At 45.9% G+C, this 16,294-nt stretch carries 15 protein-coding genes; 13 read left to right on the top strand and 2 right to left on the bottom strand.

What is annotated here, in order from left to right; translation table 11 throughout:
- Window positions 1-254: 254 nt before the first annotated feature.
- Both OO016_RS03560 and OO016_RS03555 read left to right on the top strand, forming a co-directional pair.
- Window positions 255-3,782, top strand: coding sequence for a TraB/GumN family protein (locus OO016_RS03560; RefSeq protein ID WP_266010898.1), 3,528 nt, complete (start codon window positions 255-257; stop codon window positions 3,780-3,782).
- A gap of 26 nt (window positions 3,783-3,808) precedes the next feature.
- Window positions 3,809-4,648, top strand: coding sequence for an N-acetylmuramoyl-L-alanine amidase-like domain-containing protein (locus tag OO016_RS03555; RefSeq protein WP_266010896.1), 840 nt, complete (start codon window positions 3,809-3,811; stop codon window positions 4,646-4,648).
- Between the two features lie 14 nt (window positions 4,649-4,662).
- Here the strand turns inward: OO016_RS03555 and OO016_RS03550 are convergent, their stop codons facing one another.
- Window positions 4,663-5,043: a VOC family protein gene (locus OO016_RS03550; protein WP_266010894.1), complete on the bottom strand. Its 381-nt coding sequence runs from the start codon at window positions 5,041-5,043 to the stop codon at window positions 4,663-4,665.
- Window positions 5,044-5,116: 73 nt separating this feature from the next.
- Window positions 5,117-6,004 carry a helix-turn-helix domain-containing protein gene (locus OO016_RS03545; RefSeq protein WP_266010892.1) on the bottom strand — a complete coding sequence of 296 codons (888 nt, stop codon included), beginning with the start codon at window positions 6,002-6,004 and terminating at the stop codon, window positions 5,117-5,119.
- A gap of 203 nt (window positions 6,005-6,207) precedes the next feature.
- Between OO016_RS03545 and hemA the strand changes: the two genes are divergently transcribed.
- The 11 genes from hemA (at window position 6,208) to OO016_RS03490 (ending at window position 16,272) form a co-directional block, all read left to right on the top strand.
- Entirely contained in the window at window positions 6,208-7,464 is a 1,257-nt protein-coding gene (gene hemA, locus OO016_RS03540) for a glutamyl-tRNA reductase (protein WP_266010890.1), read from the top strand.
- Window positions 7,461-8,375: a hydroxymethylbilane synthase gene (hemC, locus tag OO016_RS03535; RefSeq protein WP_266010888.1), complete on the top strand. Its 915-nt coding sequence runs from the start codon at window positions 7,461-7,463 to the stop codon at window positions 8,373-8,375. Before hemA ends, hemC begins: the two co-directional genes overlap by 4 nt.
- Entirely contained in the window at window positions 8,375-9,046 is a 672-nt protein-coding gene (locus OO016_RS03530; RefSeq protein WP_266010887.1) for a uroporphyrinogen-III synthase, read from the top strand. The genes hemC and OO016_RS03530 overlap by 1 nt, the downstream gene beginning before the upstream one ends.
- A gap of 6 nt (window positions 9,047-9,052) precedes the next feature.
- Entirely contained in the window at window positions 9,053-10,087 is a 1,035-nt protein-coding gene (gene hemE / locus OO016_RS03525) for a uroporphyrinogen decarboxylase (protein WP_266010886.1), read from the top strand.
- Window positions 10,088-10,579 carry a DUF6973 domain-containing protein gene (locus tag OO016_RS03520; RefSeq protein ID WP_266010884.1) on the top strand — a complete coding sequence of 164 codons (492 nt, stop codon included), beginning with the start codon at window positions 10,088-10,090 and terminating at the stop codon, window positions 10,577-10,579.
- A 6-nt stretch (window positions 10,580-10,585) separates the two neighbouring features.
- Entirely contained in the window at window positions 10,586-11,488 is a 903-nt protein-coding gene (gene hemF / locus OO016_RS03515; RefSeq protein WP_266010882.1) for an oxygen-dependent coproporphyrinogen oxidase, read from the top strand.
- Between the two features lie 27 nt (window positions 11,489-11,515).
- Entirely contained in the window at window positions 11,516-12,307 is a 792-nt protein-coding gene (locus OO016_RS03510) for a PhzF family phenazine biosynthesis protein (RefSeq protein WP_266010881.1), read from the top strand.
- A gap of 21 nt (window positions 12,308-12,328) precedes the next feature.
- Window positions 12,329-13,318 (top strand): porphobilinogen synthase, encoded by a 990-nt coding sequence (gene hemB, locus OO016_RS03505; RefSeq protein ID WP_266010880.1) that lies wholly within the window; start codon window positions 12,329-12,331, stop codon window positions 13,316-13,318.
- Window positions 13,319-13,638: 320 nt separating this feature from the next.
- Window positions 13,639-14,742, top strand: a complete 1,104-nt coding sequence (locus tag OO016_RS03500) for a CNNM domain-containing protein (RefSeq protein WP_266010878.1) — start codon at window positions 13,639-13,641, stop codon at window positions 14,740-14,742.
- Window positions 14,743-14,746: 4 nt separating this feature from the next.
- Window positions 14,747-15,220, top strand: coding sequence for a methylated-DNA--[protein]-cysteine S-methyltransferase (locus tag OO016_RS03495; RefSeq protein WP_266010877.1), 474 nt, complete (start codon window positions 14,747-14,749; stop codon window positions 15,218-15,220).
- Window positions 15,221-15,558: 338 nt separating this feature from the next.
- Window positions 15,559-16,272, top strand: a complete 714-nt coding sequence (locus tag OO016_RS03490) for a 3'-5' exonuclease (protein ID WP_266010875.1) — start codon at window positions 15,559-15,561, stop codon at window positions 16,270-16,272.
- The last annotated feature ends 22 nt before the right edge of the window (window positions 16,273-16,294 follow it).

Raw genomic sequence — 16,294 nt, 5'->3', positions numbered from 1 at the left:
CCCGGATATTTTTTAGTATTTGCTTTTATATTAGGCTCAGCAAGAGGTTAAAAGCCGGGGCTATTTTAACAGCGCTAAAATAATACTTAGCTGTAATCTCCGTTGGAAAATAGACCATTACTTTTTGATGCAGGCATAAATAATGCCTATAGAATAACCCTCAGGGGGAGTAAACACCCTTATTTTGGGTTTGGTAGAAAAAAGTATCTTGCGGAAACCACACCTTTAATAAGTAGTTCAAACCAAAGTAGTAAATGCGACTCATATTTACCTGTATATCGTTTTGCCTGTTTTCGGTCCTGAATGCCCAGGAACGGAACAGCCTGCTTTGGGAAATTTCGGGAAACGGGCTCGGGGAAAGCTCCTACCTGTACGGCACCATGCATGTAAGCAAGAAGATAGCCTTCCACCTGGACGATGTCTTTTACGAGGCCTTGCTAAGTAGTGAAATGATCGCCCTGGAATCCGATCCCGGAACCTGGCTGGAAACAGATACGGATCGCAGCGGGGGACAGATAAATGACTCTTATGGCCTGAATCCCAAAGGGTTTTACTCCCGTACGTTCCGATTCACTGCCCCAAGTAAGCACGCCCTGGGCAAATACCTGGCTTCGGAAGACCACCTGATTAACAATATCCTTTATCGCACCAATACTTTTAACCAGAATTTTGAGGAAGACACCTACCTGGATATGTTTATTTACCGGGCCGGGGCTAAGTACGGAAAGCCAGTAATGGCCCTGGAAGACCCTGACATAACCAATGCCCTGGTGGGAAGGGCAAGTCGCAATGCGATGAAGGACAAACCAGATCAGTGGCTGCAGGAAAAGATGAAAAAACAGGCACTGGCCTATCTGATGCAGGACGCCTACAGGGAGCGAAACATCAACCTTCTGGACTCCATAGACCGTGCCATGTACACAGAATTCTACAGAAAAAACATGCTGTACCTGCGCAATGAACAAATGGCCGAAAAGCTGGACTCAGTTATGCATACCACCAAAGTTTTTGCTGGTATCGGTGCTGCACATCTTCCCGGTGATCAGGGAGTGATAGCCCTGCTCCGAAAAAAAGGGTATACCGTACAGCCACTCGTATCTCCGGCGACTGAGAAAGGTAAGACCCTGAAAGAAACCCTGCAAAACAAAGTGCTCAGGCCCAGGTTAACGAGATATGCACCGAAAGACAGGTTTTTTTCACTTGCCCTGCCAAATAAATTATATCCGGTAAGCCTTCAGAACAGGGCTACCTATGTTTCCCCGGACCTGGCTAATGGCAGCTATATTGTAGTTCACCGCATCCCCAGTTACCAGCATTTAGCTGCTGCAGAACCCCTAAATCTGAATCATATTGATCAATTGTTATATGAAAATATCCCGGGCAGCATCGTAGCCAAAAAAACTATTGAACGGGGAGGGTACCAAGGGTTAGACATACATAACCAATTGAAGAACGGAGACCATCAACGCTATCAGATCTTTGTTACCCCACTGGAAATACTGCTGATCAAAATGTCCGGGGAAGGCGATTATGTTGCCAGGTTTTCTGATGCAATATTCAACAGCCTGCAGTTTCGAAAAACCCAATCCTCCTTCCAGACCATCAGGCCTGTTTACGGGGATTTCCAGGTGCGTATGCCCGAATTACATCATTTCTACAACCCAAATGGCTATGGGGATCGCGTTGCGGAAGGGGTCGAACCCTCCTCCGGAAGTTATTACTTCCTGAAAAAAGCTACCCTTAACGATCTTATTTTTTTGGAAGAAGACCAGTTTGAGCTGAAGCAGATCCAGAAAAGGTTCTATGAGGAACTAAAACTTGAGGGGCAATATGGAACAGTAAGGGAAAATAGCCTGATCTCAGAGGCTGATATCGATCCGGAAAACGGAAAGAAACTCTACCTTAAATCAGTTGTAAAAGGAGGAGACTATTACCTGTTGGGCTGTATAACCCGGCATCCTGAAATGGCCTCGGATTATTTGGATTCCTTTAAAGTTAACAACAAAATTTATCCCGAAGCATTCGAGCAAATTGTTGATACAGCTATGCATTTTTCTACCCGCTCTTCCGTTGAGCCTAAAAGCTTTGTCAAGATGCAGGGCGAATTTGCAAAATCCGGCAAACCCAAATCCTACGAGGCCTACACCAAGAAAACGCTCTATCAGAACAAGAATAACGAAGCAATTTCCGTAGAGTTGAAAAAGGCCCATGACCTGATGGCATTTCCAAATATTGATTCGCTTTGGAAATCCCGGATTAACTTTTATAAAAAGCAAAAATTCGACCTGCGAGAAATTGAAGAACGAACTCGGGAAAACGGTATTTTTGAACTGGACCTTGTATTGACAGATAGCGGCAGTACACGGGGTATAAAGGTAAAGAACGTTCTCAAAGGGGGACTGATGTACGAGCTCAGAACCGTAATAGATACCTCGGATGAACCCAGTGATTTTGTTACCATCTTTTATGAAAACTTCACCCCTCTGGACAGTCTTGTCGGCAGGGATGTACTCCGTGATAAGGTTTCGGATTTCTTTTCCGCTTTGCGAAATAAGGACAGTGTATTACTGAAAGGATATCAGTATCCTGTGTTTGGCAAAAAGCATGTGGATTCCCTTATCTATTACCTCAGCAAACACAAGTTCGAAGCCGACCACAAACCAATAGAATTACATCTTATTAATCGTCTGGGTGCAATAGAAGATCCCGGTGTTGTGGCCTTCTTCAAGAGGCACTATCGCAAGTCTTTCAAAAATTCAAATGCCCAGGCCAGGATCCTGCAGGCTATCGCCTCAGGGCAAAATGACCAGTCGGTACAGCTTATCCTGGAATTACTCGCTCAGGATTTGCCCCTTGCCGCTAATTCCAAGGAAATTGAAAAAATATTTATGCCCTACCAGGACAGCCTTACCCTGGCCAAAAAGTTTTTCCCCGAATTACTGGAGTACAGCACAATATCAGAATATAAACTGCCTATTATTTCACTGCTTGCCTCCATAAAATCAGCCGGGCATATCAGTAGCGGGAAGTACAGAGCATATAAAAGGTTTATCCTTAATGATGCCCGCATCCAATTGAAGAGACACCTCGGACAGGTCAATGGAGAGGGAAATTACGATATTAACAGGGCGGTTATAAACCGCAGGCAAACTGCAAAATTGCTGGAAGATTATTTGATTCTCCTCTATCCGTATAAAAAGGACAAGAATGTTGCTGGTTTCTTCAATCTTCTGGGAATGGTAAAAGACCCGCAAATCAAAACTACCTATGCACAGTTAATGGCCGTTAATGATGAGCATGGGCCCCTTGCCCTGATTGATTCCCTTGCAGGTGATATCAATAGCAGGTTGATGATGTATTCCAAGCTAAAGGCCATTGAAAAAACCTATCTTTTCCCGGACGAATATAAAACGCAGGAAGCACTTGCCGAAGCCAGCCTCTTCGAGGACAGAAGGTTCCTTCCCACGTATGACGAAGTGGTGTACCTGGGGGAAGGCCAAGTGGAAGAAGATGACCGCTCCTACGAGGTTCATTTTTTTAAAACGCGCAGTACAATGGATTATGAGAAGGGGTTCAAGATCCAGATTGTGGCCTACGCAGGTGGTGGGCAGGACTTATCCGTAAAGTACCTGTTTAAGAACGACGGATACCTCCTCCCCGATATGGATTCCGACCAGGATGGAATTAATCATGTTACTGAAGAATTCCTGTTGCGCAATCACAAGCGAGCTATAGCAGGTGCAGATGGAAATACACCGGAATATGGTTATCTGGGCTTGTAAGGTTGCCTTTAACTAAATTTGTCTAAATGCTAAGATTGCCTTTGATAATTGCCCTGCTGTTCACCGGGGTTTTATGTTCGCAGGGGATCGTTTGTTCCGTTGAGGACCGAAATGTATTTAATTCCAAAGTTGAGGCGATAAAAGACCTTCCAAACGAAGCAGCAGGAACCCTTCTGGTAAGTGTGGGAAGCACCTTTTTGGGAACACCTTACGTGGCTGGCACACTTGAAATTGGCGAAATTGAGCAACTGGTAATCAACTTGCAGGGACTGGATTGTACCACATTCGTAGAAAATGTCCTGGCCCTAAGCTTGCTGATCCGGGAACAGGATACCTCCTTTGACAATTATGCAAAGGCCCTGCAGAAAATACGCTACAGAGATGGTCAGCTAACCGGTTATGCATCAAGGTTGCACTATTTTTCAGAGTGGATACGGGACAATGAAAAAAAGGGACTGGTTAAAGATATGAGTATTGGTCTTGGGGGCCTGCCCTCGGGGAAAACCCTAAACTTTATGACCTCCAACCGGGAATTGTATCCCCGATTGTCTGACCCCGGGGCTTTCCAGAAAATGGAAGCTGTAGAGCGGCAATTGGAAAATCAGCCATATTCCTATATTCCGGGCAAGGTGCTTATCAAAAGGGTAAACGACTTGCGGCATGGTGATATCATTGCCCTGGCAACAAATATCAACGGACTGGATGTTACGCATACAGGAATTGTCTTCAGGAAGGAAAATGGTGTGCTTCACCTACTCCACGCTTCCTCCAGAGGCCAGGTGGAGGTTTCCGAAAAACCTTTGCTGGATTACCTTTCAGGTGTAAAAGGAAATACCGGAATACTGGTAGCCCGCCCTATTTTCTAATAGCAGCATCAACACTAATCCCTAACCCTCCAGGGTGGATTCTTGCGATTTTGTCCTGCGTGGAAAAGGACAATACGATTCTGGTCCGGGTCCCTCAGTCTCGCTTCCCGCCACAACCAGGGTTCATCCCTTGGACCCGAATCAAAAATAAGGCCGGCGGCCTCCAATCTTTTTACCTCAGCATCAAGGTCCTCACATTCAAAATAAATAATTGCTCCCTGTTCTTCGGATACGGTAGATTCCCGGTGTATGGATAAGGTAGCCTCACCATCCGGGCATTCAAAGCGGACATAATCCGGGAGGGCATCCACAATTAAGTTAAGGCCTAGGGTTTTATAAAAAGCAACAGCCCTTGAAAGGTCATGGGCAGGGATGGTTACCTGGTTGAGATTCATGAGCAGCGGATTTTTAGATTGCCCATAAAGATCGCAAAAAAGCTATTGTCTTTTCCGTGAAATGAGTATGCTATTATCCCGCCAGGGACATGACATATTTTTTCGGAGTTGTGCCAAATTTCTTGCGGAAGGCGGTTATAAAATGACTGGCGGTGCTGTAGCCTACTTTTAAGCCAACCTCGTTCACATTGTACCTCTGGGATTCCAGCATTTTACGGGCGTACTCCATTTTATAATCGAAAAGGAAGCTGTATACAGAATCCCCATAGACCTGCTTAAACCCTTCTTTAAGTTTCTTCAGGGGCAGGCCAACCTCCTCGGCCAGGGGTTTAAGCCCGGGGGGTTCAGACATGCGCTCTATGATAATTTCCTTAGCCCTTCGAATCCGTTTCAGGTGATCTTCATCTACCAGGTAAGGGCATTGTTCCAGGAGGGTATCATCTCCACGGTTAAAAAGCAATGCAATAAGCTCATAGACCTTACCACGCAGGTAGAGGGGTGAAACGGAAGGATGCAGGTTAAAGTTTACCAGCTGGTTCAGGATAACCGATACCGCAGGGGTTATAGGATCCTGGGTATAATATTTTTTAGACCTGTTTTCCTCGCTGAGGAAGGGAATATAATCTGCTTCGGAGGAAAAAAGGGCATGAAAACTCCGGATAGTCATCACCAGTGATACCAGCTGAGAACCCGGACGGAATTCCATGTGCAATGGTAAATCGGTCTGCGTATTATAGAGCAGCAGGGAATGGTCTTCGGCTATTTCCATGGCATATCTCCCCTCGTTGAAGATAAACTTGCCACCTCCCTTCAGGCAAAAATGAAACTGTATGTAAGACCGGTCAATCGGGTGTTTAACTTTTTGAATACCGTCCGATCCGTTATTGGCTAAAAGGATATAGCAGTCCTCTTCGAGCGTAAGTTTTCGGTATGAACCTTCAGCGATATTTTTTGCAGTCATTCCGGTTGATTTATTCATTATTTATTTAGAATCTTTCTAAATAAAAGTGATTCGAACCCCTTTGTTTATGGCAAATGTAGTGTTATTTAAACAGTTTAGCCTTTTTAAGGCTCCAAAAATCTTAAACCGTTATTATTTGTACCTCCAGCGTTATTTTTACAGAAACCACAAACTTACATTTGCATCGTCAGGTAAACGGGTACATGAGGAAATATCACATATCCAAGCACAACTCTTTCTACACAGTTGGTCTTAGTTACAAAAAGGCTAATGCCGACATCCGGGGGAAATTCAGCCTGGATGAGGCAGGTATTGACCAGCTCTATACCCTGGCCAAAGAAGAAGGGATTGATGGATTGATGGTAATTTCTACCTGTAACCGGACTGAACTCCACGGTTTTGCACAACATCCCTACCAGCTTATCAAATTGCTTTGTGAAGTTGCCTCAGGAAACGTAGAAGCTTTTGAGGAAGTGGGTTACGTGTACAAGAACTACGAGGCCATTACCCATATGTTCCGGGTTGGCACAGGGCTGGACAGCCAGATCCTTGGAGATTTTGAAATCATAAGTCAGCTAAAGAAAAGCTTCTCCCTGGCCAAGAAACACGGGCTGACCAACCATTTCCTTGAACGCCTTTGCAACTCTGTGATAAGGGCCAGCAAGCGTATTAAGAATGAAACGGAGATCTCCAGTGGTGCTACCTCTGTTGCCTTTGCTTCGGTACAGTACATCCTGAATACAGTACCCTCGGTTTCCAGTAAGCAAATTTTGCTTTTTGGAACCGGTAAGATTGGTAGAAATACCTGTGAAAACCTGGTTAAACATACTGACAACTCCCATATTACCCTGATCAACCGGACCAAGGACAGAGCAGAAAAGATAGGCGGGAAGTTTTCGCTGCTTGTCCAGAATTTTGAAGAACTGTCCTCTGAGATCAACAAAGCAGACATACTCATAGTGGCAACCGGGGCACAGAACCCCACCATAAACAAGGAGCAGATCAACATAGACAAACCCCTCTTGATCCTAGACCTTTCTATCCCCAGAAATGTATCCACTGACGTTGCGGAAATCAAAGGGGTTTCCCTGGTGCACCTGGACCACCTGTCTAAAATTACAGATGACACCCTGGAAAGGAGAAAGCAATTTATCCCTCAGGCAGAAACCATCATTGGGGAAGTACAGGCCGATTTTACCGAATGGCTTGAATCGCGAAAATTCGCGCCGGTTATCAAGGCACTGAAGAACAAGTTGCAGAGTATGAAGGAGGAGGAGCTGGATTTTCAATCGAAGAAACAGACCAATTTTGATACGGTTCAGGCAGAGCTGATTTCAGATCGAATTATCCACAAAATAACCAAGCAATTTGCCAATCACCTGAAAGAAACCGATATTGATACGGAAGACAGTCTGGAATTGATACGAAAGGTTTTTCAGCTCGAAGTGGATACCCCATGAATAAACCCCTGAGAATTGGTACACGCGACAGCAAACTTGCGCTGTGGCAAGCTAATTTAGTCAAAGATTCCCTGGAAGATCTCGGCATAGAAGCCCGTTTGGTGCCCACCAAATCCATTGGAGATATAATCCTGGACAAACCCCTTTATGAACTGGGAGTTACCGGAGTATTTACAAAGGCATTGGATATAGCCCTGCTCAATGGAGATATTGACCTGGCGGTACATTCCATGAAAGATATGCCTACCCAGCTACCCCATGGCCTGACCCTGGCGGCAGTCCTGGAACGCGGAAATCCGCACGATGTCCTGGTGCATAAAGGCCTGGACTTTCTGAATGATAGCGGCATTGTAGCAACCGGAAGCCTGAGGAGGCAGGCCCAGTGGCTTTACCGCTATCCCAAACACGAGATTACAGACCTGAGAGGGAATGTTCAGACCCGTTTGCAAAAATTACAGGACAACGCCTGGGATGGTGCACTTTTTGCCGCAGCAGGGTTGGAAAGGTTGTCCCTGGAATTGCAGCAGCAAACAGTTCTGGAATGGATGATTCCCGCTCCGGCCCAGGGGGCAATAGCCATTGTGATCTCCAAAAAAGATCCGTCCCTGGCCACTGCCTTGCAACAGGTGAACCACCGGGATACCGCAATATGCACCCGTATCGAACGAGAATTTTTAAGAACCCTTGAAGGCGGTTGCTCGGCTCCTATTGGTGCATCAGCAAGCATTGAGGGCGATACCCTGCACTTCCGGGGTGTATTGCTTTCACCAGACGGACAACAGCGGCTCTATCTGTCAAAGGAAAGTCCCTTGTCTGCACAGGAAGGTATTGGAAAAGGATATGCCAGGGAAATACTAAAGCAGGGAGGGGCCGAAATCATGCAGCTAATCAAGGCACAGCTTGGGAAATAGTGAGGGTATTATCGACCAAAATATTGTCTGATGACCAGAAAGAGATGTTAGAATCTTTCGATCTCCAGTATATGGAGTACGAGGCCATTTCCATCTCATACAATGCTTTTGATATTCCCCGGGATTATGACTATTTACTGATTACCAGTCAGAATGCTGTCAGGAGCCTTATGGTCCATTTGAAAAGCAGCTCAGATCCAGAACATATCCTGACCAGGAGTGTATTCTGCGTGGGTTCTAAAACAGCATCCCTCCTGGGCAAAGTGGGTTTGCATGTATCTCATTTCGAAGCGAATGCAAAAGCATTGGGGCAGTACCTGATAGAGCATCATCCCAACTGTTCTTTTTTGTTCCTCTGTGGCGATAAAAGACGGGAAGAATTACCTGCCTTGCTTAATGAACATGAGATTTCATACCAGGAAAAGCTTGTCTATGAAACCAGCTTGAACGCTGTTGCCCTGGAAACCAGTTACGACGCTTACCTCTTTTTCAGCCCAAGTGCCGTAAAAAGCTTTGCTATGAAAAACAAGCCCGCAAATGGAGTTTCTTATTGCATAGGCCATACCACCGCAGAGGCAGCTAACCTTCTGGGATTGCCCGTCTTTATATCCGAATCTCCAACTGTAGAATCTGTTCTGGATTGCCTTATCCAGAACCTAAACAAAAGATAAAATAGAATGAGTTCCACTATAAAAAATGATCTTTTCCTGCGTGCCTTAAAAGGCGAAACGGTACCCCGACCTCCAGTGTGGATGATGCGTCAGGCCGGACGTTACCTGCCAGAATTCATGGAAATCAGAAAAAAGTACGATTTTTTCACCCGTTGCCGGACACCTGAGCTGGCATCTGAAATTACCGTTCAGCCAATCAGGCGATACGGTATGGATGCGGCTATCCTTTTCAGCGATATCCTGGTGGTGCCGCAGGCAATGAACATTAACGTGGAAATGAAACCCGGTTTCGGGCCTTACCTTCCAGACCCCATCAGGAACGCAGCAGATCTCGACAATGTTGTAATACCCGAGGTTGATATAGAACTAGGTTATGTAATGGATGCTATTAAAATGACCAAAGAAAAACTGGAAGATGAAATACCACTTATTGGTTTTGCCGGTTCTCCCTGGACATTGCTGTGCTACTGCGTTGAAGGCCAGGGCTCCAAGACCTTTGATAAAGCTAAAGGACTTTGCTTTTCCGACCCACAGACCGCGCACGAACTCCTCCAAAAAATTACAGATACCACAATTGCCTATTTAAAGTCAAAAGTAGCGGCAGGAGTTAACGCAGTACAGCTGTTTGATTCCTGGGGAGGTCTCCTGTCACCGGATGATTACAGGGTATTCTCATGGCCTTACCTGCAACAGATTGTTACGGCGCTAAAAGAACTGGCCCCCGTTATTGTTTTTGCCAAGGGATGCTGGTATGCCCTTGAGGAAATGACCGGTTCGGGAGCCTCAGCGTTGGGGGTAGACTGGACCTGTTCCCCCGAATACGCAAGGCAACTCACAGGCGGGAACATCACCCTGCAGGGAAATTTTGACCCTGCTCGCCTGCTATCACCACCAGCACAGATCAAACAACGTGTTACCGAAATGATCCAGAGGTTTGGGAAAGATCGTTATATAGTGAACCTGGGCCATGGCATTCTGCCCAATATACCATTGGAAAATGCCGGCGCATTTATTGAAGCCGTCAAGGAATACCGGGAATAGATGAATGTGTGGAAACACTTATCCGGGCTAAACCCAGCTGCGCTATGGGCGTTGTTCTTATTATGCATTCGAAACCCCTGGTATGTGCTGCCCACAGTGAAGGCCACACGTAAATGCGTCGCGGTATGCAACTTACATTACGGGAAAGCACATCATCGGAATACGGCAGCAAATGCATTCCGGCATGCCTTATGGAACTTTTACATTGTCCGGGCATGCTCCCGCGGGAAAGCCAAAATGGATAAAGTGCTGGCATGGGCTGAAAAGATTACCACCTGGCATGAAGATTTTTCCAAGAATCCGCCTCTTGCGCGTCAAATGGACCTGCATAACAACAGGGTTGGAAGAATAATTTTTGAAAAGGACCCGCATATGGAAGCAGCGGACGTCATAGATTTATTAAAGTCGAAGGCGGCAGCTTCCGTAAAAGTGACTGAATTGAAGGAAACAGAAGCCATTGACAGCAATTGCTTTATACACCTTATAGATTAATAACAAATGAAAGAGCAGTTTTACCAGTATATCCAGGATTTACAGGATCGCATTACAAACAAGCTTGAAAGTATTGACGGCAAGGCCAGATTCCGGCAAGACCTCTGGGAAAGGGCCGAAGGAGGGGGCGGTCGTACCCGCGTAATCGAAAATGGGGCCGTATTCGAAAAAGGAGGCGTCAATATTTCGGCCGTACATGGCCCTTTGCCCAAAAGCATGCAGGATTACTTTAAAGTGGGTGAGGTAGATTTCTTCGCCTGCGGGCTAAGCCTGGTGATACACCCCCTCAGTCCCATGGTACCTACGGTGCACGCTAACTGGCGTTACTTTGAAATGTACGACAAGCAGGGAAAGGTTGTGGACCAGTGGTTTGGGGGCGGACAGGACCTTACCCCCTATTACCTGTTTGAAGAAGATGCAAGCCATTTTCACCAGGTCTGCAAGACGGCCTGCGATAACCACGATCCGGATTTCTATCCCAAATACAAAGAACGATGCGATTCCTATTTCTGGAATTCACATCGCAACGAAGCCAGGGGCGTGGGCGGACTGTTTTTTGATTATTGTCGCAAAGAAGAGGGCCGTGATATGGAGGCCTGGTATCAATTTGTCACCGAAGTTGGGGATAGCTTCCTGGATGCCTATGTGCCCATAGTACTAAAACGCAAAGATCTGGAGTATACCCCCCAGCAAAGGGACTGGCAGGAAATCAGGAGGGGCCGGTATGTGGAGTTCAACCTGGTGCACGACAAAGGGACATTGTTCGGACTGCGTACCAACGGACGCATTGAAAGTATCCTCATGAGCCTCCCGCCAGCAGTGCAATGGCATTACGACCACCACCCGGCTGCAGGAAGTCCGGAAGAAGCACTACTAAAAGTCCTCAAATCACCAGTTGAATGGGTATAAACTAGTAGCTTTGTATAAAGCCTGATTATGAAGCCCCTTAAAATTTTCCAGGTAGATGCTTTTGCGGAGCGCGTTTTCACCGGAAACCCCGCAGCCGTTTGCGTGCTGGAGGAATGGCTGCCTGATGACAGCATGCAGGCCATTGCCATGGAAAACAATCTGGCCGAAACTGCTTTCACTGTAAAGGAAGAAAAAGGCTACCATATCCGATGGTTTACCCCGGAGGTAGAAGTAGCCCTCTGCGGGCATGCCACACTAGCCACCGCTTTTGTGCTTTATGAATATTACAGCTTTGAGGGCAACAAGATTTCCTTTTACTCGGAAAAGAGTGGTCCCCTTGCCGTGGAAAAAGGTGAAAACGGCTTGCTTACCCTGGATTTTCCGGCTGATACACTTCAGGAAGTAGCTTCAGATGAAAAACTAAATGAAGCTTTGGGCATTGTTCCTTTGAAAACCTTAAAAGGTAAAACTGATTATTTGCTGATTTATTCAGAAGAGCAACAGGTCCGGGCGATGGATCCCAACATTTTCCTGCTCAATCAGGTCGATGCCAGGGGCATCATTGTGTCTGCACCAGGTGTTGAGGTCGATTTTGTTTCCCGCTTTTTTGCCCCACAATGTGGGGTAAGTGAAGATCCGGTAACGGGATCGGCACATACAACCCTGACCCCATACTGGTCTGAAATCCTGAATAAAAAAATCCTGAGTGCCCGTCAGCTCTCCAGAAGGGGAGGGAATCTCAGCTGTGAGCTAAGAGGTTCGCGGGTGAGAATATCCGGAAGGGTTAAACCCTACCTTAAAGGGGAAATACATATTTGATTAACCGTAAAACCTTGATCCATGTACCCATTGAGAAGAAACCGCCGATTAAGAACCAATGAAGCCATCAGGCATATGGTTCGGGAAACCATCCTTACCCCCAGTGACTTCCTGGTCCCCCTTTTTGTAGTTGAAGGCCATGATGTACGGGAGGAGATACCCTCTATGCCTAACTATTACCGCTTAAGTCTGGATAACCTGCAAAAAGAGGTGAAGGAGCTCTGGAACATGGGGCTTTGCGCCGTACTTCTCTTTGTGAAGATCCCGGAAGAGCTGAAGGACAATCAGGGGAAGGAGGCATTAAACGAACACGGCCTGATGCAACGGGCCATAAAGGCAGTAAAAAATGCCTGCCCGGACATGCTGGTAATGACAGATGTGGCCCTGGATCCGTATTCTACCTACGGGCATGATGGAATCGTAGCCAATGGGGTGATCCTGAATGACGAAACCAGTGAATTACTTGCAGAAATGAGCATATCTCATGCTCATGCAGGGGCAGATTTTGTTGCACCCAGCGACATGATGGACGGCCGGATTCAGATCATCAGGGAGGCCCTTGAGGATGAGGAATTAACAGATACCGGAATAATGAGCTACTGCGCCAAATACGCCAGCGGATTTTACGGCCCATTCCGGGAAGCACTGGATTCTGCACCGGTAGACTCCCCGGACGTACCCAAGGACAAGCAAACCTACCAGATGGACACTGCAAACAGGCTGGAAGCGATCCGTGAGGCCGAAATGGATGTGGAGGAAGGCGCCGATATCGTCATGGTTAAACCAGGCTTGTCCTACCTGGATATTGTTCGGGATATACGAGAGGTTGTGGATATTCCGGTGGCCGTTTACCAGGTATCCGGTGAATATGCCATGCTTAAAGCCGCTGCTGAAAAAGGGTGGTTAGACCATGATGCCGTTATGATGGAACAGCTGATCTCCATGAAACGCGCAGGAGCCAGCATTATAGCCAGTTATTTTGCAAAGGACGCTGTGAAGCTGATGGGCTAAGCTGTAAGGTAACGGAGTTAACAACCATAATGTTCAGAAAATATATCAGAATATACCATTTAGTATATTATAAATAATTAATATACAATGCTTTTGGATATATTTTTTCACCGTTTGGCATTTTATTTCTTACCTGATTTCTGCCCGGGAAATAGGGTTCCATATTAGCAGATATCTCGTTTAATTTAATATATAAGTATCGGTATATTTTTTATATGATAACCCCTTTTGCAGAGGAACTGGGTTCACGGTAATTATTATCTAACAGTCATCAGCGTGCCTAAATACTTTTTTGTTACTTTGTAATATAACCAGCTTCTATGGGACTACTGCTGTTCTACGCTTTTCTCTCTATTTTTTTCTCGTTCCTGTGTTCCATTCTGGAAGCAGTATTGCTGAGTATTACCCCTACTTTTATCAATGTCAAGAAGAAAGAAGGCAGGGGCTATGCCGAGGGGCTGGAATCCCTGAAAAAAGATGTGGACAAACCCCTGATCGCCATCCTTACCCTGAATACCATTGCCCATACCGTGGGTGCCATCCTGGTTGGGGTACAGGCTAAAGTAACCTATACGGAACTATACGGGACTCAAGAACACACTTTCCTGGGCGTTTCCTTTACCGAAGATCTGATGGTAGGTGTGGTATCTACTATAATGACCATCCTTATCCTTGTTGCTTCGGAAATAATCCCCAAAACCATTGGCGCCACCTACTGGCAGCAGCTTGCCAATTTTACCACCAAGGCCCTGAATGCCATGGTTTGGTTCCTGAAATGGACGGGTTTACTGTGGACCTTGCAGCTTTTTACCCGTTTAATAGGGAAAAAAGGCATTCATGGCAGTGTATTGAGCCGGGAGGAATTTACAGCCATGGCCGATATTGCGCATGAAGAAGGGGTCTTTCAGGAATCAGAATCCAAAGTCATCAAAAATCTGCTCAGATTCGATGAAGTCTTTGTAAAAGATATAATGACGCCCCGATCGGTAATGAAAATTGCTGCGGAAACCATGAGTGTAAAGGATTTCTTCAAGGAAAATCCAAAACTGCGTTTTTCCCGCATTCCCGTTTTTGGGGATAGTGAAGACATTATTACTGGTTATGTACTTAAAGACAACGTCCTGGAAGAGATCATCGAAGAAAACGGGGATGTTGCCCTTTCCAGTATTAAACGCGACATTCTGATTACCAAACGGGACACCTCCATACCCCAGCTTTTCGAAACCCTTATTGCCAAACGGGAACACATCGCCCTTGTGGTAGACGAATACGGTTCGGTAAGCGGACTGGTCACCATGGAAGATGTAATAGAGACCCTGCTTGGCCTGGAAATTATGGACGAAAGTGATAATGTTGAAGACCTGCAACAACTTGCCAGGAGAAAATGGGAGGTTCGGGCCAAAAGGTCGGGGATAATTGAATGATCCGATGGAAACGGCCTACCTGCAAACTCCCATTGGATGGGCTCGCATAGAAGGAGATGAAGAAGGGATCAGATCCGTAATCGTTCTGGATGAGGCTCCGCGACAGATACCCATTATACCGGAAATTCTTGAAGATGCCGTATATCAGCTCAGGGAATATTTTAAAGGCAAAAGACATCGTTTTGACCTGAAACTTAATCCGGAAGGAACTCCTTTCCAGCAGAAAGTATGGGAACAGCTTTCAGAAATACCTTTTGGAAAGACCCTCTCCTACCTGGACCTTTCCCGCCAATTAGGAGACCCCAATGCCATCCGGGCCGTTGCCGCGGCCAATGCAAAAAACCCTTTATGGGTCATTATTCCCTGCCATAGGGTGGTGGGAAGCGACGGTTCACTGACCGGATATGCCGGTGGTTTGCACCGCAAAAAATGGTTGTTGGACCACGAGCAAGGGAGTTATCAGCAGTTGTTGTTTTAAAATTTACCGACTGAACGGTTTGTTCTGCTCCCAAAAGCCCCAATCTTGACAAGGAAAACGTTTTTTTATCGTAAAAGGCATACCGGACAGCCCTTTCATCTACAATACTTGGCTATTTATAATAATACTTACAGACTCTGAGGTCTGAAATGGGTTATTTAATCAACAGCCATAAAATAGGTTATAAAATGGAGTCAAAATGACAGACAATTGCTCTTTTAGGAAGATTTAAATGTTGAATTCTGCTGGAAGGATTCAGTGAATTTTTGAATTTTACATCCCCCAAGTAATTATTGTATCTTGATAGAACACAATGGGGTTTAGATCAACTAAAATGTATGCTTAACAAAATAAACCTGGAACACCTGGTCTTTCTGGATATAGAAACCGTTCCGGAACATGAGGATTTCGAATCGCTGGACGAGGCCAAGAGAACACTATGGGCGGAGAAAACCGCCTACAGGAGGAAGGAAGAGATCAGTGCGGAAGATTTTTATGAGAATGCCGGGATCTGGGCAGAATTTGGACAAATAATCTGTATTTCCGTGGGATATTTCCATTTCAAGGGAGATATAAGGCATTTCAGGGTGACCAGTTTTTCAGGGGAAGAAGCTGACTTGTTAAAATCCTTTAGCGATCTCCTGAACACTCATTTCCGCGCTGCCAAATACCTGCTCTGTGCCCACAATGGCAAGGAGTTCGACTTCCCCTATATTGCCCGGAGGATGATCATCAACGGGATTCCACTACCCCCCAAACTCAACCTGTTTGGAAAGAAGCCCTGGGAAGTGCCTCACCTGGATACCATGGAGCTGTGGAAATTTGGTGATTTCAAACATTACACCTCCCTGAAACTCCTGGCTCATGTACTTGGAATCCCTTCTCCAAAGGAAGATATTGATGGAAGTATGGTACGACAGGTATATTATGAAGATCGGGATCTGGACCGGATCATCAAGTACTGTGAGCAAGATGTGATTACCGTGGCGCAAATCATTTTAAGGCTGCGGAATGAGGAGATATTGACGGAGGATGAGATTGTTTATGTTTAGCCAAGGGCCTGTTATCTATTAT

It is taken from the genome of Lentiprolixibacter aurantiacus, from assembly GCF_026241225.1.
Taxonomy (GTDB): Bacteria; Bacteroidota; Bacteroidia; order Flavobacteriales; family Flavobacteriaceae; genus Lentiprolixibacter; species Lentiprolixibacter aurantiacus.
The sequence above is the reverse complement of the archived record's forward strand: the minus strand, read 5'-3'. Positions and strand labels throughout refer to the sequence as shown.

Coding starts and splice junctions, on each gene's coding strand:
- hemE (WP_266010886.1), top strand. CDS start 9,053: ATGAGTTCCACTATAAAAAATGATCTTTTCCTGCGTGCCTTAAAAGGC.
- hemC (WP_266010888.1), top strand. CDS start 7,461: ATGAATAAACCCCTGAGAATTGGTACACGCGACAGCAAACTTGCGCTG.
- hemB (WP_266010880.1), top strand. CDS start 12,329: ATGTACCCATTGAGAAGAAACCGCCGATTAAGAACCAATGAAGCCATC.
- OO016_RS03550 (WP_266010894.1), bottom strand. CDS start 5,043: ATGAATCTCAACCAGGTAACCATCCCTGCCCATGACCTTTCAAGGGCT.
- OO016_RS03520 (WP_266010884.1), top strand. CDS start 10,088: ATGAATGTGTGGAAACACTTATCCGGGCTAAACCCAGCTGCGCTATGG.
- OO016_RS03500 (WP_266010878.1), top strand. CDS start 13,639: ATGGGACTACTGCTGTTCTACGCTTTTCTCTCTATTTTTTTCTCGTTC.
- hemA (WP_266010890.1), top strand. CDS start 6,208: ATGAGGAAATATCACATATCCAAGCACAACTCTTTCTACACAGTTGGT.
- hemF (WP_266010882.1), top strand. CDS start 10,586: ATGAAAGAGCAGTTTTACCAGTATATCCAGGATTTACAGGATCGCATT.
- OO016_RS03545 (WP_266010892.1), bottom strand. CDS start 6,004: ATGACTGCAAAAAATATCGCTGAAGGTTCATACCGAAAACTTACGCTC.
- OO016_RS03495 (WP_266010877.1), top strand. CDS start 14,747: ATGGAAACGGCCTACCTGCAAACTCCCATTGGATGGGCTCGCATAGAA.
- OO016_RS03560 (WP_266010898.1), top strand. CDS start 255: ATGCGACTCATATTTACCTGTATATCGTTTTGCCTGTTTTCGGTCCTG.
- OO016_RS03510 (WP_266010881.1), top strand. CDS start 11,516: ATGAAGCCCCTTAAAATTTTCCAGGTAGATGCTTTTGCGGAGCGCGTT.
- OO016_RS03490 (WP_266010875.1), top strand. CDS start 15,559: ATGCTTAACAAAATAAACCTGGAACACCTGGTCTTTCTGGATATAGAA.
- OO016_RS03555 (WP_266010896.1), top strand. CDS start 3,809: ATGCTAAGATTGCCTTTGATAATTGCCCTGCTGTTCACCGGGGTTTTA.